Origin of the sequence: Cupriavidus basilensis (assembly GCF_008801925.2) — a bacterium.
In the GTDB taxonomy this organism is placed as follows: Bacteria; Pseudomonadota; Gammaproteobacteria; order Burkholderiales; family Burkholderiaceae; genus Cupriavidus; species Cupriavidus basilensis.
The window spans coordinates 244,113-264,281 of the sequence record NZ_CP062804.1 but is presented as its reverse complement, the minus strand read 5'-3'; the positions used below and the strand labels follow the sequence as shown (position 1 = coordinate 264,281).

Genomic DNA, 20,169 nt, shown 5'->3' with positions numbered 1-20,169 from the left:
TTACAAGTCAATGTAGCACGTCTTCGCGCGCGTGAAACGTGTGGAATGTACCAGCACGAAGCGGTGCCGGCTCCCGTTATTCGCCCGTAAGCCAAGCCCGGCAAGGGTACACACCCCTCGTTCCGCTACGCGGATACACGTCCGATCGGACTCTCGGTAGAAACCCGCATAGCGCGCAAGTCGCCGTTGACGACCGTCTTCCATCTCCCTATAGTAAACCTGTCAGACCACTTTAACCACAGGTCAGACCACTATGGCGGACCAGTTTCGGCGCCCGCCAGATGAATCCAAACAATAGCCAGGAGACACCCATGAGCGGTAGCCGCATTACCCGTCCTTTGTTCGCAGCCGCGGCACTCTCCGTGCTGGCGGGCACGGCATCGGCGGCGCCGGTGAAGATTGCGCTGGTCGAGACGCTGTCCGGCCCGCAGGCATCCACCGGCCTGATGTTCCGCGCAGCGGCGCGCTATGCGATCGACAAGATCAACGCCACCGGCGGCTGGAACGGCGAGCCGCTCCAGCTGGTCGAGTACGACAACCAGGGCGGCCCGGCGGGCGCGGCGGACAAGCTGAAGGCGGCCGTGGCCGATGGCGCCCAGATCGTCATGCAGGGTTCGTCCTCAGCCGTGTCCGGCCAGATCACGGAGGACGTGCGCAAGTTCAACCTGCGCAATCCGGGCAAGGAAATCCTGTTCATGAACGTCGGCGGCGAGGCGATGGAACTGACCGGCGAGAAGTGCCACTTCTACCATTTCAAGTTCGCCACCAATGCGCAGATCCGCGTCAAGGCGCTGGTCGGCGCGATGAAGCCGCTCCATGCGCTGGGCACCCGCGTGTACTCGATCAACCAGAACTATTCCTGGGGCGTCGACATGGAAAAGGCCATCGGCGACTACGCCGGCGCCGGTGGCTACACGGTGGTGGAAAAGACGCTGCATGACGTGAACAAGGTGCAGGACTTCTCGCCCTACGTGGCCAAGATCGCTGCCGCCAAGGCGGACAGCGTGATCACCGGCAACTGGTCCAACGACCTGCTGCTGTTGATGAAGGCCAGCAAGGCGGCCGGCCTGAAGACGCGCTTCGCCACCGTGTTCCTCGACCAGCCGGGCAATATCGGCAACGCCGCCGACGTGGCGCTGGGCCACTATGTTGCCCACCCCTTCAATGCCGAGGCGGGTAGCGCCGACAGTGAGCGCTTCGCCAACGACTTCAAGGCCAGGCAGGGCCATATGCCCGCCTACATCGAGCCACAGACGGTGTTCGCGGTGGAGATGCTGGGCGAGGCGCTGAAGACCGTGAAGCCGGAAGGCGGCAAGCTCAACACCAGCGCACTGGCCAAGGCGCTCGAAACCGCCAAGGTCAGATCGCCGCTGGGCGAGATGAGCATGCGCGCCGCCGATCACCAGGTGCTGCTGCCGATGGTGGTGTCCGTGGTCGCCAAGGATGCGAAGTTCAAGGTCGACGGCACCGACATGGGCTTCAAGCCGGTCAAGACCTTCTCCGCCGCCGAGGCCGCCACGCCGGCCCAGGCCAGTTGCAAGATGCAGCGCCCCAGCTGATCCCCTGTCCAAGCCCCCCTAGCAACATCAGCCAACGCTTGCGCCACTGCGGCGCGGGCGATGGCAAGTACGGCCACGCGCCAGTTGGCCGCACAGGCTCGTTCCAAGGAAGCCTCATGGAATACCTCGTCGTCTCATTGCTTAACGGCACCATCTACGGCCTGCTGCTGTTCATGGTTTCCGCTGGCCTGACCCTCATCTTCGGCATGATGGGCGTGCTCAACTTTGCCCATGCGTCGTTCTACATGCTGGGCGCCTACTTTGCCTATACGTTGCAAGGCACCATCGGCTTCTGGCCGGCCATCGTGGTTTCGCCGATCCTGGTCGGACTGGTCGGGGTGGCGGTAGAGCGTTTCTTCCTGCGCCGCGTCCATCACCACGGCCACGCGCACGAACTGCTGTTGACCTTTGGCCTGTCCTTCATCATTGCCGAGCTGATCAAGCTGTTCTTCGGCAACTTCCCGGTGGACTACCGCATCCCGGCGTCGCTGGACTTCGCGGCCTTCCACCTGGGCGTGTCCTCCTATCCCTTCTATCGCGTGTTCATGGGCGGCATCGCCGTGGCCATGTTCGCCGTGATCTACCTGCTGCTCACGCGCACCCGGGTCGGCATCGTGGTGCGCTCGGCGATCTACAAGCCGCGCATGGCCGAGGCGCTGGGCCACAACGTGCCGCTGGTCTTCATGGGTGTGTTCGGCATCGGCGCGGCGCTGGCGGGCCTGGCCGGCGCGGTGGCGGGCGCGTTCTACACCACCAACCCGAACATGGCGCTGGAACTCGGCGTGATGGTCTTCGTCGTGGTGGTAGTGGGCGGCCTGGGCTCGCTGGAGGGCGCCATGCTCGCCTCGCTGCTGATCGGGCTGATCACGTCGTTCTCGGTCGGCATCGATCGCAGCCTGGCCGACCTGCTGGCCTTGGCCGGGGCGGGCGCCTGGGCCGAGCAAGCCGGAGGGCTGATGACCCTGAAGCTCTCCAGCCTGGCCGGGACGATCCCGTTCGCGCTGATGCTGCTGATCTTGCTGGTCCGTCCGTCAGGCTTGATGGGCGAGAAGGAGTAACCATGACCCACCTCTCCAACACGCAGAAGACCTTGCTGCTGCTCGGCACAGGCGCACTGCTGGCGCTGCCGATGGTGCTGTCGCAATCGCTGGTCAACGCATCCATCCAGATGCTGATCGCGGTGCTGTTCGCGGCCTCGTTCAACCTGCTTAGCGGCCAGGGCGGCATGCTGTCGTTTGGCCATGCGGCGTACTTCGGCATTGGCAGCTTTGCCACCGTGCACGCCATGAACGCCTTCGGCGGCAACGGCCTGCTGCCCACGCCGCTGCTGCCGCTGGCCGGCGGCGCCATGGGCCTGGTCGCCGGCCTGGCCGCCGGCTGGTTCGCCACCAAGCGTACCGGCGTCTATTTCGCCATGATCACGCTGGCGCTGGCCGAACTGCTGCACGCGCTGGCGCCGCACCTGAAGGGCTGGTTCGGCGGCGAGGCGGGCCTGTCCACCATGCGCATGCCGGCGTGGGGCCTCGCCTTCGGCGACAGCAACCAGGTCTACTACCTGACCCTGTTCTGGGTGCTGCTGTCGCTCGCGCTGCTGTACCTGTTCACGCTGACGCCGGTGGGCCGCCTGACGCTGGGCCTGCGGGAGAACGCCAACCGCCTGCGCTTTCTCGGCTATGACACGCACCGCCTCGGCGTGCTGGTGTTCGCCGTCTCGGCCATGTTCGCTGGCATCGCTGGCGCGCTGCAGGCGCTCAACATGGAAGCGGCCAATTACGTGGTGTTCGAGTCATCCGCCTCCGCGGCGGTGGTGCTCAACAGCTATATCGGCGGCGTGAAGCTCTTCCTCGGCCCGGCACTGGGCGCGGCGGTAATGACCTTCTTCGGCTACGCGGTATCCGACCTGACGCGCTCGTGGCTGCTGTACCAGGGCATCGTGTTCGTGCTGGTGATGATGTTCATGCCGACGGGCCTGGCCGGGCTGATCAAGTCCTTCGCCACGCACAGCAAGACCTATGGCCTGCGTGCGCTGCTGCCCATGGCGCTGGCATTCGTCATCGGCACGTTGCTGCTCGCAGGCGGCACGGTGTTCACGGTGGAGATGCTGCAGCGCTTCTTCTCGCAAGACTACCGCTCCATGGCTGCCCTGAATGGTGGTGGCTGGCCCGCGATTGCGCTGTTTGGCCGCGAGTGGGATCCCATCTCGCCGCTGACCTGGCTGGTGCCCGCGGCGCTGCTGGTGGCAGGCATCGCCACGGCCCGCCTGGCCAACGGCCGCTGGCTGCGCCTGAAGGACGCCACCCCCGCCATCGACGCGCCTGCCACCGCGGCCACCAACGTCCGGAGGAACCCGGCATGAACACGCAAGCGATGCTCTCCCTGCGCGGACTGCGCAAATCCTTCGGCGACGTCGACATCATCCGTGGCGTAGACCTCGACCTCGTCAGTGGTGAGCGCCACGCGCTGATCGGCCCGAACGGCGCCGGCAAGTCCACGCTGTTCCACCTGATCTCCGGGCGCCTGCCCCTGACCAAAGGCGAGATCATGCTCAACGGCGAGCCGATCCACGGCCTGTCGCCGCAGAGCATCAACCATCGCGGCCTGGCGCGCTCGTTCCAGATCACCAATGTCTTCGCCGGCCTCACGGTTTTCGAGAACCTGCGCCTCGCCGTCATGCGGCGCCACGGCCTGCAATACACGCTGTGGAAGTTCGCCCACAAGGTGCGTGCCGTGCGCGACGAGACCCAGCACCTGCTCGAACAGGTGCGGCTGGCCGGGCGCGCACAAGCCATCGCCGGCGAGCTGTCGTATTCGGAGCAGCGCTCGCTGGAGATCGCCATGACGCTGGCCTCGGACCCGAAGGTCATCATGCTCGACGAGCCGATGGCGGGCATGTCGCAGGAGGAAACCGACTACACCGCCGGCCTGATCCGCGAGATCGCGCAGGGCCGCACACTGCTGATCGTGGAGCATGACATGGACGTGGTGTTCTCGCTCAGCGACCGCATCAGCGTGCTGGTCTACGGCGAGATCGTCGCCACCGGCACGCCCGACGAGATCCGCAACAACGCACGCGTCAAGGAAGCCTATCTGGGCGAGGAGGTCACGGTATGAGCGCGCAGTCCGTACAAGGCGCCGATCCGCTGCTGAGCGTGCAAGGACTGCACGCGCACTACGGCAAGAGCCACATCCTGCACGGCGTGGATTTCCATGTCGGGCGGGCTGAAGTGGTGAGCCTGCTGGGCCGCAACGGCTCGGGCCGCTCCACCACGCTCAAGGCCATCATGGGCCTGGTGCCGCCAAGCGCTGGCCACATCAGGCTGCGCGGGCGCGATCTGGCCGGCGCGCAATCGTATGCGATCTGCCGGCGCGGCATTGCCTATGTGCCGGAAGAGCGCGAGGTCTTCGCCAACCTGACCGTGGACGAAAACCTGCGCATGGGCGAGCAGCGTGCCACCGAGGGCGCGCCGCAATGGACCTTCGAGCAGATGTTCGACTACTTCCCGCGCCTGAAGGAGCGCCGCAACACCAAAGCCGGCAGCCTTTCCGGCGGCGAGCAGCAGATGCTGACCATGTGCCGCTCGCTGCTGGGCAACCCCTCGGTGATCCTGATCGACGAGCCCACCGAGGGCCTCGCGCCCAAGATCGTGACGGTGGTTGGCGAGGCCATCCAGGACATTCACCGCCGGGGCGTCTCGGTGGTGCTGGTGGAGCAAAAGCTCGCCATCGCGCTGAAGGTATCGAGCCGCGTCTGCGTGATGGGCCACGGCCGCATCGTCTTTGAAGGCACGCCCGAACAACTCACCTCCAATACCCAACTTCTGAAGGACTGGTTAGCCGTATGAGCACCTCTTTGCCTATTGGATACCCGAACGCGCAGCCCTTTGCGCGCGCCAGCTACCCCGGCCTGGCCGGCAAGGTCGTGCTCAACACCGGCGGCGCCAGCGGCATCGGCCGCGCGATGGCGCATGGCTTTGCCCGGCATGGCGCCCGCCTGATGCTGCTGGACCTGGATGCGCAAGGACTCGCCAGCGCCAAGGCGGAGCTGGAAGCGGCTTACCCGGAAGTGCAGGTCGAAGTCGTGAAGGCATCGATCACCGACCCTGAGGCCGTGGAGCAAGCTTGCGCCGCCACCGAAGCCCGCTTTGGCCGCATCGACATCCTGCTCAATAACGCCGGCATCTCGATGAACAAGCCCTCGCTGGAACTGACGCCCGACGACTGGCGCCGCGCCATCGATATCGACCTCTCCGGCGTGTTCTTCTGCACGCAAGCCGCGGCGCGCCGCATGGTGCGCCAGGGCGGCGGCGCCATCCTGAGCACCGCGTCGATGTGGGGCCTGGCCTCGTCCGCACGGCGCCTGGCGTACTGCGCCGCCAAGGCTGGCGTGGTGTCGCTGACCAAGTCGCTGGCGGCGGAATGGGCGGAGTACAACATCCGCGTGAACGCGGTCTGCCCGGGCTACACCAGCACCGCGCTGATGGAAACGCTGCTGGCCAGCAAGGCCATCGACGGCGAGGCGCTGCTGGCGCGCACGCCGCTGCGCCGCTTTGGCGCGCCGGAAGAGATGGCCGAAGTCGCCCTCTTCCTGGCCTCGGACTCGGCCGCGTTCATCACCGGCCATGCGCTGGTCTCCGATGGCGGCTGGACCGCCGACGGCTTCTGAGCACGCAGTCCTCCAACACGATTGAAAGCACCATCGAACGGTAATCAAGGATTCTCCAATGTCTGAACGTAACGCCCTGCGCCCCGCCGCCGAATGGGTGGAACTGCGCACCACCGATGAAGACTGGGCCAAGGCCGACCCGGCCCTGCTCGGCACCCTGCTGAGCCACCTGCACCTGATCCGCGGCTTCGAGGAAGCTGTGCTCGAACTCGCCGCCGAAGGCCTGGTCCACGGCCCGGCGCACTCCAGCATCGGGCAGGAAGGCGGCGCCGCCGGCTCCATCGTGCCGCTGACCGGCGCGGACCAGATCAATGGCTCGCATCGCGGGCATCACCAGTTCGTCTCCAAGGCGCTGGGCTACCTCGCGCCCAACGGCATCGACCCGCGCGCACCGCTGCCGGCGGATGTGCAAACGCTGCTGCAACGCACGCTGGCGGAAATCCTGGGGCTGGCGCAGGGCTATTGCAAAGGCCGTGGCGGCTCCATGCACCTGCAATGGGCCGAGGCCGGCGCGCTGGGCACCAATGCCATCGTGGGCGGCGGCGTGCCGATGGCCGCCGGCGCGGCGTGGTCGCACCGCCATGCCGGCACGGATGCGGTCGCCATCACCTACTTCGGCGACGGCGCGGTCAATATCGGCTCGGTGCTGGAGACGATGAACCTGGCCGCCGCATGGAAGCTGCCGCTGTGCTTCTTTATCGAGAACAACCGCTACGCCGTCTCCACCACGGTGGAAGAGTCCACCGCCGAGCCGCGCCTGTCCGCGCGCGGCATGGGCTTCAATATCCCGAGCTGGAAGGTGGACGGCATGGACCCGCTGGCGGTGTACCTGGCCACGCAGGAAGCGCTCGCGCATATGCGCGCCGGCAAGGGTCCCACGATCATCGAAGCCGATCTGTACCGCTTCTTCCACCAGAACGGCCCCTTCCCCGGGAGCGCCTTCGGCTACCGCAGCAAGGAAGAAGAGCAGCAATGGCGCGCGCGCGACCCGCTCGAACTCATGGCGCGCCGCATGCAGGCGCGCGGCCTGATCAGCGCCGGCGAGATCGCCGCGCTGCGTGAGCGCATCAAGCAAGCCATGCGCGACGCGATGGCCGCACTGACCGAAGCCGATCCTTCCGGCAAGCCCGGCAAGCGCCGCATTCGTCCCGAGCTGTGGCCGAGCCCGGATTTCCGCGATGTGGGCATTCGTGGCGACCTGAGCGAACTGGCGGGCCTGCGCTGCGAGGAGGAGGCCGGCTTCTCCGGCAAGCTGGACAAGCGCAAGTTCATCGACGTGGTGGCGGACGTCATGCAACGGCGCATGGAGACCGATCCGTCGGTGGTGGTGATGGGCGAGGACGTGCACCGCCTCAAGGGTGGCACCAACGGCGCCACGCGCGGCCTGCGCGACAACTTCCCGGACCGCGTGCTGGGCACGCCAATCAGCGAGAACGCGTTCGTGGGCCTGGGTGGCGGGCTGGCCCTGGATGGCCGCTACAAGCCGGTGGTTGAGTTCATGTACCCGGACTTCATGTGGGTCGCGGCCGACCAGGTCTTCAACCAGATCGGCAAGGCGCGCCACATGTTCGGCGGCGAGAGCGACGTGCCGCTGGTGCTGCGCACCAAGGTGGCGATGGGCACGGGCTATGGCTCGCAGCACTCGATGGACCCGGCCGGCATCTTCGCCACCAACCCGGGCTGGCGCATCGTGGCGCCGTCCACGCCGTTCGACTACGTGGGCCTGATGAACACCGCGCTGGCGTGCAAGGACCCGGTGCTGGTGATCGAGCATGTGGACCTGTACAACGCCTCGGGCATGGGCCCCGTGGAAGACTTCGACTATCACCTGCCGGTGGGCAAGGCGGCGGTGCGCCGCGGCGGCAGCGACGTCACTGTCATCACGTACCTGTCGATGGTCGGCCACTCGCTCGAAGCGGTGGAGCAGACCGGCATCGATGCCGAGGTGATCGACCTGCGCTGGCTGGACCGCGCCAGCATTGACTGGGACACCATCGCGCAGAGCGTAAAGAAGACCAACAACGTACTGATCGTGGAACAAGGCGCGCGGGGTACCTCCTACGGCGGATGGCTGGCCGACGAGATCCAGCGCCGCTACTTCGACTGGCTGGACCAGCCCGTGCAGCGCGTGACCGGCGCGGAGGCCGCGCCGAGCATCTCCAAGGTGCTGGAGCGCGCCGCCGCGGCCCGCACCGAGGAAGTGGCCGAAGGCCTGCGCCAGGTGATGCGCGACAAGGGCGCGGCGTGAGTCCGGAATCCCGCCTGGCCAACTGAACGAACCCAAGGAATACCAATGACCCTGAACATGATTGTTCCCCTGGAGGTCGGCATCGCCGTGCGCGACCTGCCGCGCATGCGCCGCTTCTACGAGCAGGTGCTGGGCTTCGCCTTCGTCAGCGAAGTGGCCGTGCCTGCGGCAAGCGCCGTGCAGGCTGCCATGCACGCCGGCGGCTATACCGCCGTGCGCCTGCAAACCAGCTACGGAGAGCGCATCAAGCTGCTGGCCCCGATGCAAGCGCCCGCACCTGCGGCAACGCCCGAGTACATCCTCGACAAGGCCAACGCCACCTACCTCACGTTTATCGTGGACGACATCCAGGGCGCCGTCGACAAGCTGCTCGCCGCCGACGTGGAATTCCTCACCGGCCCTCAGCGCATCGAAGTGCGCCCCGGCACCTACCTGGCGTTCTGCCGCGATCCCGAAGGCAACGTGCTCGAGATCGTGCAGTACGCGGATATCGCCGCTTATCGCCCCGACCTGCAACAGCCGAGGACTGCCTGACATGGCCACCCTGCTACGCATGCCCGAGGTGGCGGCCAATGCCACCCAGGCCACGCTGCAAGCGTGGACCAAGAACGAAGGCGATACGATTGCCGTGGGCGACTGCATCGCCGAAATCGAGACCGACAAGGCCGTGGTCGAGCTCAATGCCGATTCGGCCGGCGTGCTCGCCCGCCGCCTGGTGGCAGCCGGCCAGGACGTGGAAGTGGGCGCGCCCATCGGCGTGCTGCTGGTCAATGGCGAGACCAGCGTGGATATCGATGCGCTGATCGCCGCAGCCGGTGGCAGCGCGCAAGCGCCGCGGGCCGAGGCGGCATCCACTGGCCAAGCCGTGGTGGCTGCCAATGCCGCCCCGGCGCAAGCCGCACGCATCTTCGCCAGCCCGCTGGCGCGCCGCCTGGCGGCGCAGCGCGGACTGGACCTGGCGGCATTGCGCGGCAGCGGCCCCAATGGCCGCATCGTCAAGCGCGATATCGAGCGGGCCGCCGCGGCTCCGGTCGCCGCCATCGCACCAGCCGTTGCGCCCCCCGCCGCACCGCAAGCGCAGGCCAGCGATGCGTTCACCGAAATCCCGCACAGCAATATGCGCCGCACCATCGCACGCCGGCTGAGCGAGAGCAAGGCCACCATCCCGCATTTCTACCTCACGGCGGATTGCCGCATGGAGAAGTTGCTGGCGCTGCGCGCGCAGATCAATGCCAACGCGCCGCGCAAGATCTCGGTCAACGACTTCATCGTGCGCGCCGTGGCAGTCGCCCTGCGTGAGGTGCCGGCGGCCAACGTGGGCTGGACCGATACGGCGATGCGCCAGTATCGGCAGGCCGATATCGCGGTAGCGGTATCCACGGACGCCGGCCTGATCACCCCCATCGTGCGCGCTGCCGATACGAAGCCGCTGTCCGTCATCAGCGCCGAGATCGCCGACCTGGCCACGCGCGCGCGCGCTTCGCAGCTGCGCCCCGAGGAGTACCAGGGGGGCAGCTTCAGCGTGAGCAATCTCGGCATGTTCGGCGTGTCCGAGTTCTCCGCCATCATCAACCCGCCGCAGGCCGCCATCCTTGCCGTGGGCGCCACGCAAGCGGTACCGGTGGTGGAAGACGGCGAGCTGAAGGCCGGGCAGGTCATGCGCTGCACGCTCTCGGTGGACCACCGCGCCATCGACGGCGCACTGGCCGCGCAATGGCTGGCCGCGTTCAAGCGCCTGCTTGAAAACCCCTTGTCGATGCTGATCTAAGGACCATGACGTGGCGAACTCCGCATTTGACCTGATCGTCGTGGGCGGCGGCCCGGGCGGCTACGTGGCCGCCATCCGCGCCACACAGCTAGGCATGAAAACCGCGCTGGTCGAGAAAGCGCACCTGGGCGGCATCTGCCTGAACTGGGGCTGCATTCCCACCAAGGCGCTGTTGCGCTCCGCCGATGTGCTGCGGCTGGTCAAGGACGCAGCGGCCTACGGTGTGCATGCCGCGCCGCCTACCGCCGACCTGCCTGCCATGGTGGCCCGCTCCCGCGCGGTGGCCGCGCAGCTGGGCAAGGGCGTGGCCCACCTGATGAAGAAGAACGGCGTGACCGTGCTCAACGGCCACGGACGGCTGGCGGGCAAGGGCAAGCTGGCAGTCACCGCAACGGATGGCGCGATCAGTACCGTTTCATCCGCCCACATCCTGCTCGCCACCGGCGCACGCGCCCGCCAGCTGCCCGCACTGCCGGCGGACGGCAAGACGGTCTGGACCTATCGCGAGGCGCTGGCGCCGCCCGTCGTGCCAAAGCGCATGCTGATCGTCGGCGCCGGTGCCATCGGCATCGAGTTCGCCAGCTTCTATCACGCGGTGGGTGTCGAGGTGACGGTGGTGGAGATGGCGCAGCGCATCCTGCCGGTGGAGGATGCCGACATCAGCGCGCAGGTGGCAAGCAGCCTGAGCCGGGAAGGCATCGTGCTGCATACAAGCACCGGCATCAAGAGCGCCGAGCGCAAGGGGCAAGGCTGGTCCGTCGAGCTGCAGGGCGGCAAGTCCGGCGGCGCGAGCGTCGACGTCGACGTCGTGCTGGTGGCGGCAGGCATTGTCGGCAACGTGGAAGGCCTCGGCCTGGAGCAAACCGCCGTCAAGGTCGAGAAGACGCATATCGTCACCGACGGCTTCGGCCGCACCGATGAGCCTGGCGTGTACGCCATTGGCGACGTGGCGGGCCCGCCGTGGCTTGCGCACAAGGCCAGCCACGAAGGCGTGATCTGCGTGGAGCGGATTGCCGGGCTGCATCCGCATGCGCTCGATGCCACACGTATTCCGGCCTGCACCTACAGCCATCCACAAGTGGCGAGCGTGGGGCTCACCGAGGCACAGGCCAGGGAGCGCGGCCATCCCGTCAAGGTCGGCACGTTTCCTTTCGTCGGCAACGGCAAGGCCATTGCCATGGGCAGCACGGCTGGCCTGGTGAAGGTGGTATTCGACGAAGGCAGCGGCGAACTGCTCGGCGCCCATATGGTGGGCGACGAGGTCACCGAGATGATCCAGGGCTACGCCATCGCGCAGACGCTGGAGACCACCGAGGCCGACCTGATGGCGGCCGTCCTGCCGCACCCGACCATGTCCGAGGCCATGCACGAAGCCGTGCTCGCGGCCTACGGGCGCGCACTGCATATCTGAACACGGGAGACAACATGTACAACTTTGATCAACGCACGCTGCTGCTGACCGGCGCCAACGGCGGCATCGGCCGTGAGACGGCCAGACTGTTCCTGGCGCACGGCGCCAACCTGGTACTGACGGATCTGGACGAAGCCGGCATCACCGGATTTGCCCGCGAACTGGACCCGGGCGGCGAGCGCATCGCCACGCTGCGCATGGACGCCGCCAGCCCCGACGATTGCGAGCGCGCCGTGGCGCTCGCGCAGGCGCGCTTTGGCGGCATCGATTTCCTGGTGCCGTCGGCAGGCTTGTACCAGGCCCAGCCGGTGGCCGAGATGAGCGACGCGCAATGGCGCCAGACGCTGTCGATCAATCTCGATGGCGTGTTCTATCTTGTGCGCCGCGCCATACCCGCGCTGCGCGAGAACAGCGCCATCGTCAACCTGACGTCGGTGGCGGCGCACCGGGGCGCTTACTACAATGCGCACTATTCGGCCTCCAAGGGTGGCCTGCTCAGCCTCACCCGCAGCCTGGCGCGGGAACTCGGGCCGCGCACCCGCGTCAATGCTGTATCGCCGGGCGTGATCGAAACCCCCATGACCACCGAGCTGATCCAGAAACGCGGCGCCGATTCCGTCGAGCAGACACCGCTCAAGCGCCTCGGCCACCCGCGCGAGATCGCCACCGCCATCGGCTTCCTGTGCAGCGACGCGGCCAGCTTTGTCACCGGCGAGGTGCTGCACGTCAATGGCGGGCTGTATATCGCGGGTTGAGTCGCGGCTTGGATCGCGGCTTGATCATCCGTCCGGCGGCCAAACGAGATCGCCGGATCCTGCTAACCTGCCGTCAGCGGCGCTGCGCCGAATCCCCCCAACATCGCTACGGAACCGGAACCAGACCATGTTGCAACTCCAAGACCCCTCCCTGCTGCGCCAGCAGTGCTATATCGATGGCCGCTGGACCGATGCGCAGCGTCATATCGACGTGACCAATCCCGCCACCGGTGAGCGCGTCGGCCAGGTGCCCTTGCTGGGCGCCGACGAAACGCGCCAGGCCATCGAGGCCGCCAACCGCGCCCTGCCGGCCTGGCGCGCGCGTACCGCCAAGGAACGCTCCGCGCTGCTGCGCAAGTGGTTCGAACTGCTGCTGGCGAACCAGGACGACCTCGCCCGCATCATGACCGCCGAGCAAGGCAAGCCCTTTGCCGAAGCCCGCGGCGAGATCGGCTACGCGGCCTCGTTCATCGAGTGGTTCGCCGAGGAAGGCAAACGCGTCTATGGCGAGACCATTCCCGCACCGGTCAGCAACCAGCGCATCGTCGTCACCAAGGAACCGGTGGGCGTGTGCGCGGCCATCACGCCGTGGAATTTCCCCGCGGCCATGATCACGCGCAAGGCCGGCCCCGCGCTAGCGGCAGGTTGCACGATGGTGGTCAAGCCCGCCTCGCAAACCCCGCTGACCGCGCTGGCGATGGTGGCGCTGGCCGAACGCGCCGGCATTCCCGCAGGCGTGCTGTCGGTCGTCACCGGCTCGGCTGCCGCCATCGGCGGCGAACTCAGCAGCAACCCGCTGGTGCGCAAGCTCACCTTTACCGGCTCGACCGAAGTCGGCCGTACGCTGATGGCGCAGACGGCGTCCACCATCAAGAAGGTCTCGATGGAGCTCGGCGGCAACGCGCCCTTCATCGTGTTCGAGGATGCCGACCTGGATGCCGCCGTGGAAGGCGCCATCGTGTCCAAGTACCGCAACGCGGGACAGACCTGCGTCTGCGCCAACCGCCTCTATGTGCACAGCAAGGTCTATGACGCCTTCGCCGAAAAGCTGGTCGCGGCGGTGCGCGCGCTGAAGGTGGGCAACGGCATGGAAGACGGCGTGCGCATCGGACCGCTGATCGACGCCAAGGCCGTCACCAAGGTCGAGGAACATATCACCGACGCGATCTCCAAGGGCGCGCGCGTGCTGCAAGGCGGCAAGCGCCACGCGCTCGGGCAATCGTTCTTCGAGCCTACCGTGCTGGCCGACGTGACCCCCGGCATGCTGGTCGCGCGTGAAGAAACCTTCGGCCCGCTTGCCCCGCTGTTCCGCTTCGAGACCGAGGACGAAGTCGTCGCCATGGCCAATGACACGGAATTCGGCCTGGCAAGCTATTTCTACGCCCGCGATCTCGGCCGCGTGTGGCGCGTCTCCGAGCGGCTGGAGTACGGCATGGTCGGCGTCAACACCGGCCTGATCTCGAACGAGGTGGCGCCGTTCGGCGGCGTCAAGCAATCGGGCGTGGGCCGCGAAGGCTCGCACTACGGCATCGAGGACTACCTGGTCATCAAGTACACCTGCATGGCCGGCATCTGAGCCATCGCCATGCCCGCGGGACGGCGCGCATCCGTCCCGCCTTCCGCTCCCTTCTCCCTCTTCCACGTCACCCGGAATCCCGCAATGCAGATCGATGGCAATACCCAGCTTGTCGGCATCATCGCCGCCCCCATCGCGCACGTGCGCACACCACAACTCTTCAATGCCTCGGTCGCCCGCCAGGGCCTGAACGCCGTCTGCGTGCCCTTCCATGTGGAAGCGGCGCAATTGCAGGCATTCCTCGCCGGCGCGCCAGCCGCGCAAAACCTGCAAGGCCTCGTCGTCACCATGCCGCACAAGGAGGCGGTGGTGGCCATCTGTGGCGAACTGACCGATGCCGCGCGCCTGCTCGGCTCCGTCAATGCGATGCGCTTCGACCGCCAGAAAGGCTTTTGGGTCGGCGGCAACTTTGATGGCGACGGTTTCGTCGCCGGCCTGCACGAACGCGGCCACAGCCTGTCTGGCAAGCGCGTGCTGCAGCTAGGCGCCGGCGGCGCCGGCAAGTCGATGGCCTACGCCATCGCGCGCGAGCAGCCGGCCGAACTGGTCATCTACAACCGCTCCGCCGACAAGGCGCAAGAGCTGGCGGCAAGCCTGAAAGGGGTGCTGCCGACCGTCTCGATTCGTGCCGGCGATCACAACCCCGCCGGCTTCGACGTGGTTATCAACGCCACCGCGCTCGGCTTGCGCGATACCGACGCCACGCCGCTCCCCGCTGCGCAACTGAGCGCAGGCACGCTGGTCTGCGAGGCGGTGATCCGCGATGGCGATACGCCACTGCTGAAAGCCGCACGCGAACGCGGCTGCGCGGTGCATCACGGCCAATGGATGCTGTATGGACAGATCGTGGAGATCTCGCGCTTCCTCGGCGTTGCGCTGGCGCCGGAGTTTGTCGAACGGATCCTGGGGCCGGCGGACTGAGCACGAGCACGGCGGCATAACGAACGCCCGCCCTCTCCCCCGCCCCTTGTATGTCGGAAAATATGTCCTGGAAGCCTCAGATCGATGGCCCCATGCCCTGGGCGAAAGCCCAAGTTCGAGGGAGAGCGAGGATCGAGGCTTCCATTTTTGATAGCGTTTAGCCTAAGCCCGAACGGTTGGATGGCAGCACGCCGAATGGTCACAAGGATGGGATAAGCCAAATGGATATCAAGGTTGTAGGAATCGACGTTAGCAAGAACACGCTGGATCTGGACTCTTTGCCTGACAGCGCGAGCTTGCAGTTCATCAATGACGAAGCGGGTATCGCTTCGCTGTTGGCATACCTGGCCGAGCACAACGACGAAGGTCAAATCGATCGCATCGTGCTTGAGGCGACAGGCGGTTATGAAACCAGCGTCAGTATCGCGCTGGCTGGTGCCGGATTGCCGGTCGCAGTTGTCAACCCCAAGCAGGTGCGCGACTTCGCCAAAGCTTGCGGGATTCTGGCCAAGACCGACCGGCTCGACGCGCGCGTGCTGGCGCGTTTTGCCCAGCAGATCCGGCCGCCAGTGCGTCCGTTGCCCGACGAGGCGCAGCGCGAATTTGCTGACCTGTTGGACCGGCGCAGCCAGCTCGTGGTCATGCGGGCGCAAGAGAAGGCTCGAGTCGCCACTGCGCCGCCGCTTGCCATCAAGAGTCTGAAAGAGCATATCGAATGGTTGGACGCCCGTATCAAGTCGCTCGATATCGATATGACCCACAAGCTGCGCACCAGTGACGTATGGAAGCAAAAAGTGGAATTGCTCAGCAGTGTGCCGGGCATTGGCAAAGTCAGCGTGTTCACCCTGCTGGGGCGACTGCCCGAGTTGGGTAAGCTCAACCGCCAGCAGATCGCAGCGCTGGTCGGCGTGGCGCCGTTTAACGACGACAGTGGCAAGCGCCGGGGACAACGCTACATCCGCGGCGGTCGAGCCGAGGTGCGCAATGTGCTGTACATGGCGACGGTAACAGCGATTCGTCATAACCCTGCCATCCGTAGTTTCTATGAGCGCTTGAGTCTTACCGGCAAGCCATTCAAGCTCGCCGTGACTGCCTGCATGCGCAAGCTGCTGACGGTCCTCAATACCATGGCGAAGACCGGTCAGCCGTGGGAAAACAAACTGCCCGCTTGACACGGTTGCTCTCCCGCAAGCGGGAGAGGGGAGCAAACCGGTGGATGGCAAACGGTAGCGCGGCGGCCGATGCCGCCCCGCGCGAAAGCCCAAACGCGCGATATCCGAGGACGAAAGCAAGAGCGCTGCCGCCAGACGCCGACTCGGTGTAGCCGTGCGGAGCGCCCGAGGGGCAGGCCGTCAAGGTATACCAGACTGTATGGGGCGCCTCGCAGGCAGTCAAAAGGAGCAACCGGAAAGGCACCGGCGCACCACAAACCCCGGATTTAATAACGCTTGACGTTAATAACGTGTTGCGTTATTATAAATCCATGATCACATCGTTCAATTGCCGAGATACTGAGACGGTCTTTGCTGGCACCCGGGTTGCCCGGTTCGCCAACATCGAGAAGGTCGCGATGCGAAAGCTACAGCAACTGCACGCCGCCACTGAACTCAACTTCTTACGCATCCCACCGAACAACAGGCTGGAAGCGCTAAAAGGAGATCGGGCGGGACAGTTCAGTATCCGCATCAACGATCAATGGCGCATCTGCTTCCGTTTCGCTAACGGCAACGCGACCGACGTCGAGATCGTCGACTACCACTAAAGGAGCAAACCATGGCACGAGAAATTCCGCTGGCCACACCAGGCGAGATCCTGCAGTTGGACTGGCTTGAGCCGCTTGGGATCAGCCAATACGCGCTAGCCAAGGCAATCGATGTCCCGCCTCGGCGCATCAACGAGATCGTCAAGGGCGAGCGCGCCATCACCGCCGATACGGCCGTCCGGCTCGGCGTGTTCTTCGGCACCGATGCCCAAAGCTGGATGAACCTCCAAACCCACTACGACACCGAAAGGGCGAAGGAAAAGATCGGTGCGGAGAAACTGGCAGCGATCAAGGAGCATGCCGTCGCCGCTTAGCAAACCAGCGCGAAGAAAAAGCGATATCGCGCGATCAGGATTCGGTGTAGCCGTGCGGAGCGCCCCCACGGGCGGTCCACACCGTCCTGCGATGCGAAGCGAGCCGTCAAGGTGTACCAGGCCGTATGGGGCGCCTTCTTTGCCTACTTTCTTGGCAAGACAAGAAAGTAGGTCGCCGCCCCGCAGGGGTGGTGAAACTGCCTTTGACTTTAAGCCTTTGACGTTGACTTTGAACGGCAAGCAGTCCCAACAGCAATATCAAATTCAAATCACCCCATCCCTGCGCAGTCCCCCAATCACCTCCCCCGTCACCCCCAATCCCGCAACACCGCCTCACTATCCGCACCAGGCTCCACAGGCGCCTGAGGCACGCCCGCCGGCGTGCGGCTGAAACGCGGCGCCGGCGCCGGCTGCATCACCCCGTCGATCTCGATAAACGTCTCGCGCGCCCGGTTATGCGGATGTTGCGGCGCCTCGTCCCAGTCCAGGATCGGGGCAAAGCAGGCGTCGCTGCCTTCCAGCAGCTCGCACCACTGCGCGCGCGTGCGGGTGAGGAACAGCGTGGCCATGCGGGCCTTGAGCTCGGGCCAGTGGCGTTTGTCGAGCTGCTTGTCGAAGAGCGGATCGTCCAGGCCGCAGCGCTCGCGCAACAGCGCGTAGAACTGCGGCTCGATGGCGCCCACCGCGACGTACTTGCCATCCGCGCAGGCATAGGTGTCGTAGAAATGCGCCGCCCCATCGAGCAGGTTGTCGCCGCGCTGGCTGGTCCAGCGCCCGGCGGCCTTGAAGCCGTACATCATGGCAGACAGCAAGGCCGTGCCGTCGGTCATGGCGGCGTCCACCACCTGCCCCTTGCCGGAGTTGCGGGCTTCGTTGATGGCGCACATCACGCCAAACGCCAGCAGCATGCCGCCGCCGCCAAAGTCGCCAACGTAGTTGAGCGGCACCACGGGTGGTTCCCCCGCCCGGCCAATGGCGTGCAGGGCGCCGCCGATGGCGATGTAGTTGATATCGTGACCGGCGGCCTGGGCCAGCGGGCCGTGCTGGCCCCAGCCGGTCATGCGGCCGTACACCAGCGCCGGATTGCGCGCCAGGCAAGGCTGCGGCCCCAGGCCCAGGCGTTCCATCACGCCAGGGCGGAAGCCTTCGATCAGCACGTCGGCCTTGGCGATCAGGTCCAGCACGACCTCGGCCGCGCCGGGCTTGCGCAGGTCGATGGCCAGGGAGCGCCTGCCGCGCGCGGTCACGTCGCAGCTTGCGCGGCCAGCGCCGGTGGCCGGCGCCTCGCCCGGCTTGGCCGGGCGGGGGCGGTCGATGCGAATCACCTCGGCGCCCTGGTCGGCCAGCATCATCGCGCAGAACGGCGCCGGGCCGATCCCAACCATTTCCACCACTTTCAGTCCAGCCAACGGTCCCGCCATATCCTGTCTCCGGTTGTGTGCTCCCGCAAGGGAAGCGTCTTGCCGGTCAGTTTGCCACGCTCGCCGGGATGTGGAATCGTCAATAACGACGAATACGCGCACAGCTACGGCCCGGGCCTAGGCCGGGACCGTTGCCGCGAAAGCCGGCGGCGTCGCGGCAAGCGCCTCGGCGAGCGCTTGGGACGTGCGCTCGCCGAGGTCGCCGGGTACCGGCTGCCCGCTGTCGGCCAGTGCCTGGGCCACGCTGACCACCTTGTCGGCACGGTAGCGGCGCCCGCTGCCGATGGCGGCCTCGAAATCGTTGGCGCGGCCATTGATCTCCTGAGGATCGGCGCTGACCAGCAGCACGGCGTGCGCCAGCACCACGTGCAGGCTGGCGTCATCCGCGCCCGCCACGCGGCGCCAGTATTGCGCCGTGCCGGCGATCTTGCGGGCCTGCTCCGGCGGGCCCCAGGCCAGGTTGAAGCGGCCATCGCAAAACGACCCATCCACCGCCTGCCAGTGCGTCTGCAACCCAAGGCGGCTCAACGCGGCGGCCAGCACCTCGCACAGGTGCAGATAGGCCGGCTCCGCATGGGTCCCGGCGCCACCGCGCACCGGATAGGCCAGGCTCAGGTTGACGATGCCCGGGCCCTGCGGCACCAGCCCGCCGCCTGACAGGCGCAGCCAGACCGGGCAGCCACGCGCGGCAAAATCGGCGCGCGCGGCCTCCAGTTGCGCATGCCGCAGGTAGCTGCGCGGCACCACCAGCGAAACCGGCGCCTGCCACAGGTGCGCCAGCCAGCGGCCGGCGGATGCCTGTTCCAGCAGCGCCTGCTCGGCGTGCAAGGGATCGGGGTCGGTGGGATCGGGATCGAGAAATTCAAATCGCATGGCATGACCGGTAAGCGCCGGGTCGGAACGCGCGACGGCACGCGCACATGGCGGGCCGCACCGCGGCCCGGCGCCGGTCAATGGAAGGTGAAGCCACCGTCGACATTGACCGACTGCCCGGTCACATTGTCCATGGTCGCGAAGAACAGCGCCATCCGGCCCATGTCTTCCGGCGTCTGCGCCCGGCCCTGCGGGATCAGCGTGAGCTGGTGGCGGGCCCAGGAATCATCAACCGATTCGCCCTCTGCCTTCCATTCGTCGGAGAGGCGATCCCACATATAGGTGCGCACGATGCCGGGGCAGATCGCGTTGACGGTGATGCCGTCACGCGCCACTTCCTTGGCCAGGGCGTTGGTGAAGCCGACCACCGCGAACTTGGAGGCGCTGTAGTGGGCAAGGTTGGGGAAGCCTTCCTTGCCGGCGATCGAGGCGACGTTGATGATGCGGCCCTTGTGCTGGGCTTTCATGTGTTCCAGCGCGGCCTGGCAGCCGAGGAAGGTGCCTTTGGCGTTGACGTCCATGACGAAGTCCCAGTCGCGCTCGCTGAGTGCATCGACAGGGTGGATGCTGATGACGCCTGCGCAGTTGACCAGGATATCCAGGCCGCCGAGCTGGTCAAGTGCCTGCCTGACCATGGCACGGTGCATCTCAGGCTTTGTCACGTCGACCTTGAGGGTGCTTGCCCGACGGCCGAGCGCGCGCACGTCCTCCGCGGTTTCGCGCATGGCGTCTTCGAGCAGGTCGGCGATCAGGATGTCAGCGCCGGCTTTGGCGAGTGTCAGGGCGATGCCGCGGCCGATGCCGCGTGCGCCGCCGGTGATGACGGCGACTTGTCCCTTCAGGGGTTCATCCATGGGTGGTCTCCTAGGCTTGTTTTGTTGATTTTCTTCAGTGCATA

At 66.3% G+C, this 20,169-nt stretch carries 19 protein-coding genes; 16 read left to right on the top strand and 3 right to left on the bottom strand.

Going from position 1 to position 20,169, the window contains the following annotated elements; translation table 11 throughout:
- Positions 1 to 311 precede the first annotated feature (311 nt).
- The 16 genes from F7R26_RS22115 (at position 312) to F7R26_RS22040 (ending at position 16,977) form a co-directional block, all read left to right on the top strand.
- Complete coding sequence (locus tag F7R26_RS22115) at positions 312 to 1,559, top strand: branched-chain amino acid ABC transporter substrate-binding protein (RefSeq protein ID WP_150984436.1); 1,248 nt, start codon at positions 312 to 314, stop codon at positions 1,557 to 1,559.
- Between the two features lie 116 nt (positions 1,560 to 1,675).
- Positions 1,676 to 2,617 (top strand): branched-chain amino acid ABC transporter permease, encoded by a 942-nt coding sequence (locus tag F7R26_RS22110; protein ID WP_150984437.1) that lies wholly within the window; start codon positions 1,676 to 1,678, stop codon positions 2,615 to 2,617.
- Between the two features lie 2 nt (positions 2,618 to 2,619).
- On the top strand, positions 2,620 to 3,915 hold the full coding sequence (locus F7R26_RS22105; RefSeq protein ID WP_150984438.1) for a branched-chain amino acid ABC transporter permease: 1,296 nt from the start codon (positions 2,620 to 2,622) through the stop codon (positions 3,913 to 3,915).
- A complete protein-coding gene (locus F7R26_RS22100) occupies positions 3,912 to 4,670 on the top strand; it encodes an ABC transporter ATP-binding protein (protein ID WP_150984439.1) in 759 nt (252 codons plus the stop codon). The genes F7R26_RS22105 and F7R26_RS22100 overlap by 4 nt, the downstream gene beginning before the upstream one ends.
- Positions 4,667 to 5,401 carry an ABC transporter ATP-binding protein gene (locus tag F7R26_RS22095; RefSeq protein ID WP_150984440.1) on the top strand — a complete coding sequence of 245 codons (735 nt, stop codon included), beginning with the start codon at positions 4,667 to 4,669 and terminating at the stop codon, positions 5,399 to 5,401. Before F7R26_RS22100 ends, F7R26_RS22095 begins: the two co-directional genes overlap by 4 nt.
- Positions 5,398 to 6,222, top strand: a complete 825-nt coding sequence (locus F7R26_RS22090) for an SDR family NAD(P)-dependent oxidoreductase (protein WP_241754678.1) — start codon at positions 5,398 to 5,400, stop codon at positions 6,220 to 6,222. Before F7R26_RS22095 ends, F7R26_RS22090 begins: the two co-directional genes overlap by 4 nt.
- Before the next feature lie 58 nt (positions 6,223 to 6,280).
- On the top strand, positions 6,281 to 8,470 hold the full coding sequence (locus tag F7R26_RS22085) for an alpha-ketoacid dehydrogenase subunit alpha/beta (protein ID WP_150984441.1): 2,190 nt from the start codon (positions 6,281 to 6,283) through the stop codon (positions 8,468 to 8,470).
- A 45-nt stretch (positions 8,471 to 8,515) separates the two neighbouring features.
- Complete coding sequence (locus F7R26_RS22080; protein WP_150984442.1) at positions 8,516 to 9,004, top strand: VOC family protein; 489 nt, start codon at positions 8,516 to 8,518, stop codon at positions 9,002 to 9,004.
- A gap of 1 nt (position 9,005) precedes the next feature.
- Positions 9,006 to 10,238, top strand: a complete 1,233-nt coding sequence (locus F7R26_RS22075) for a pyruvate dehydrogenase complex dihydrolipoamide acetyltransferase (RefSeq protein WP_150984443.1) — start codon at positions 9,006 to 9,008, stop codon at positions 10,236 to 10,238.
- 10 nt (positions 10,239 to 10,248) lie between these two features.
- Positions 10,249 to 11,649, top strand: a complete 1,401-nt coding sequence (gene lpdA / locus F7R26_RS22070) for a dihydrolipoyl dehydrogenase (protein WP_150984444.1) — start codon at positions 10,249 to 10,251, stop codon at positions 11,647 to 11,649.
- 14 nt (positions 11,650 to 11,663) lie between these two features.
- Positions 11,664 to 12,404, top strand: a complete 741-nt coding sequence (locus tag F7R26_RS22065; RefSeq protein ID WP_150984445.1) for an SDR family NAD(P)-dependent oxidoreductase — start codon at positions 11,664 to 11,666, stop codon at positions 12,402 to 12,404.
- 127 nt (positions 12,405 to 12,531) lie between these two features.
- Complete coding sequence (gene gabD, locus F7R26_RS22060; RefSeq protein ID WP_150984446.1) at positions 12,532 to 13,980, top strand: NADP-dependent succinate-semialdehyde dehydrogenase; 1,449 nt, start codon at positions 12,532 to 12,534, stop codon at positions 13,978 to 13,980.
- Between the two features lie 84 nt (positions 13,981 to 14,064).
- The gene (locus tag F7R26_RS22055; RefSeq protein ID WP_150984447.1) at positions 14,065 to 14,901 is read left to right on the top strand and encodes a shikimate dehydrogenase family protein; all 837 of its coding nucleotides are present in this window, start codon (positions 14,065 to 14,067) and stop codon (positions 14,899 to 14,901) included.
- A gap of 221 nt (positions 14,902 to 15,122) precedes the next feature.
- Positions 15,123 to 16,073, top strand: a complete 951-nt coding sequence (locus tag F7R26_RS22050) for an IS110 family transposase (protein WP_193692224.1) — start codon at positions 15,123 to 15,125, stop codon at positions 16,071 to 16,073.
- A gap of 311 nt (positions 16,074 to 16,384) precedes the next feature.
- Positions 16,385 to 16,663, top strand: coding sequence for a type II toxin-antitoxin system RelE/ParE family toxin (locus F7R26_RS22045; RefSeq protein ID WP_006157624.1), 279 nt, complete (start codon positions 16,385 to 16,387; stop codon positions 16,661 to 16,663).
- 11 nt (positions 16,664 to 16,674) lie between these two features.
- The gene (locus tag F7R26_RS22040; RefSeq protein WP_150992298.1) at positions 16,675 to 16,977 is read left to right on the top strand and encodes a HigA family addiction module antitoxin; all 303 of its coding nucleotides are present in this window, start codon (positions 16,675 to 16,677) and stop codon (positions 16,975 to 16,977) included.
- A gap of 308 nt (positions 16,978 to 17,285) precedes the next feature.
- On the opposite strand, the gene F7R26_RS22035 is transcribed toward F7R26_RS22040, so the two are convergent.
- The 3 genes from F7R26_RS22035 to F7R26_RS22025 form a co-directional block, all read right to left on the bottom strand.
- The gene (locus tag F7R26_RS22035; protein WP_193692223.1) at positions 17,286 to 18,398 is read right to left on the bottom strand and encodes a CaiB/BaiF CoA transferase family protein; all 1,113 of its coding nucleotides are present in this window, start codon (positions 18,396 to 18,398) and stop codon (positions 17,286 to 17,288) included.
- Between the two features lie 117 nt (positions 18,399 to 18,515).
- Positions 18,516 to 19,271: a lipoyl protein ligase domain-containing protein gene (locus tag F7R26_RS22030; RefSeq protein WP_150992302.1), complete on the bottom strand. Its 756-nt coding sequence runs from the start codon at positions 19,269 to 19,271 to the stop codon at positions 18,516 to 18,518.
- A gap of 77 nt (positions 19,272 to 19,348) precedes the next feature.
- A complete protein-coding gene (locus F7R26_RS22025; RefSeq protein WP_150992304.1) occupies positions 19,349 to 20,125 on the bottom strand; it encodes an SDR family NAD(P)-dependent oxidoreductase in 777 nt (258 codons plus the stop codon).
- Positions 20,126 to 20,169 lie beyond the last annotated feature (44 nt).

What these genes read in the sequence shown, in the direction of transcription:
- F7R26_RS22055 (WP_150984447.1), top strand. Translation starts at nt 14,065, where the DNA reads ATGCAGATCGATGGCAATACCCAGCTTGTCGGCATCATCGCCGCCCCC.
- F7R26_RS22100 (WP_150984439.1), top strand. Translation starts at nt 3,912, where the DNA reads ATGAACACGCAAGCGATGCTCTCCCTGCGCGGACTGCGCAAATCCTTC.
- F7R26_RS22085 (WP_150984441.1), top strand. Translation starts at nt 6,281, where the DNA reads ATGTCTGAACGTAACGCCCTGCGCCCCGCCGCCGAATGGGTGGAACTG.
- F7R26_RS22065 (WP_150984445.1), top strand. Translation starts at nt 11,664, where the DNA reads ATGTACAACTTTGATCAACGCACGCTGCTGCTGACCGGCGCCAACGGC.
- F7R26_RS22110 (WP_150984437.1), top strand. Translation starts at nt 1,676, where the DNA reads ATGGAATACCTCGTCGTCTCATTGCTTAACGGCACCATCTACGGCCTG.
- F7R26_RS22030 (WP_150992302.1), bottom strand. Translation starts at nt 19,271, where the DNA reads ATGCGATTTGAATTTCTCGATCCCGATCCCACCGACCCCGATCCCTTG.
- F7R26_RS22050 (WP_193692224.1), top strand. Translation starts at nt 15,123, where the DNA reads ATGGATATCAAGGTTGTAGGAATCGACGTTAGCAAGAACACGCTGGAT.
- F7R26_RS22075 (WP_150984443.1), top strand. Translation starts at nt 9,006, where the DNA reads ATGGCCACCCTGCTACGCATGCCCGAGGTGGCGGCCAATGCCACCCAG.
- F7R26_RS22025 (WP_150992304.1), bottom strand. Translation starts at nt 20,125, where the DNA reads ATGGATGAACCCCTGAAGGGACAAGTCGCCGTCATCACCGGCGGCGCA.
- F7R26_RS22095 (WP_150984440.1), top strand. Translation starts at nt 4,667, where the DNA reads ATGAGCGCGCAGTCCGTACAAGGCGCCGATCCGCTGCTGAGCGTGCAA.
- F7R26_RS22035 (WP_193692223.1), bottom strand. Translation starts at nt 18,398, where the DNA reads ATGGCGGGACCGTTGGCTGGACTGAAAGTGGTGGAAATGGTTGGGATC.
- gabD (WP_150984446.1), top strand. Translation starts at nt 12,532, where the DNA reads ATGTTGCAACTCCAAGACCCCTCCCTGCTGCGCCAGCAGTGCTATATC.
- F7R26_RS22045 (WP_006157624.1), top strand. Translation starts at nt 16,385, where the DNA reads ATGATCACATCGTTCAATTGCCGAGATACTGAGACGGTCTTTGCTGGC.
- F7R26_RS22040 (WP_150992298.1), top strand. Translation starts at nt 16,675, where the DNA reads ATGGCACGAGAAATTCCGCTGGCCACACCAGGCGAGATCCTGCAGTTG.
- F7R26_RS22080 (WP_150984442.1), top strand. Translation starts at nt 8,516, where the DNA reads ATGACCCTGAACATGATTGTTCCCCTGGAGGTCGGCATCGCCGTGCGC.
- F7R26_RS22115 (WP_150984436.1), top strand. Translation starts at nt 312, where the DNA reads ATGAGCGGTAGCCGCATTACCCGTCCTTTGTTCGCAGCCGCGGCACTC.
- F7R26_RS22105 (WP_150984438.1), top strand. Translation starts at nt 2,620, where the DNA reads ATGACCCACCTCTCCAACACGCAGAAGACCTTGCTGCTGCTCGGCACA.
- F7R26_RS22090 (WP_241754678.1), top strand. Translation starts at nt 5,398, where the DNA reads ATGAGCACCTCTTTGCCTATTGGATACCCGAACGCGCAGCCCTTTGCG.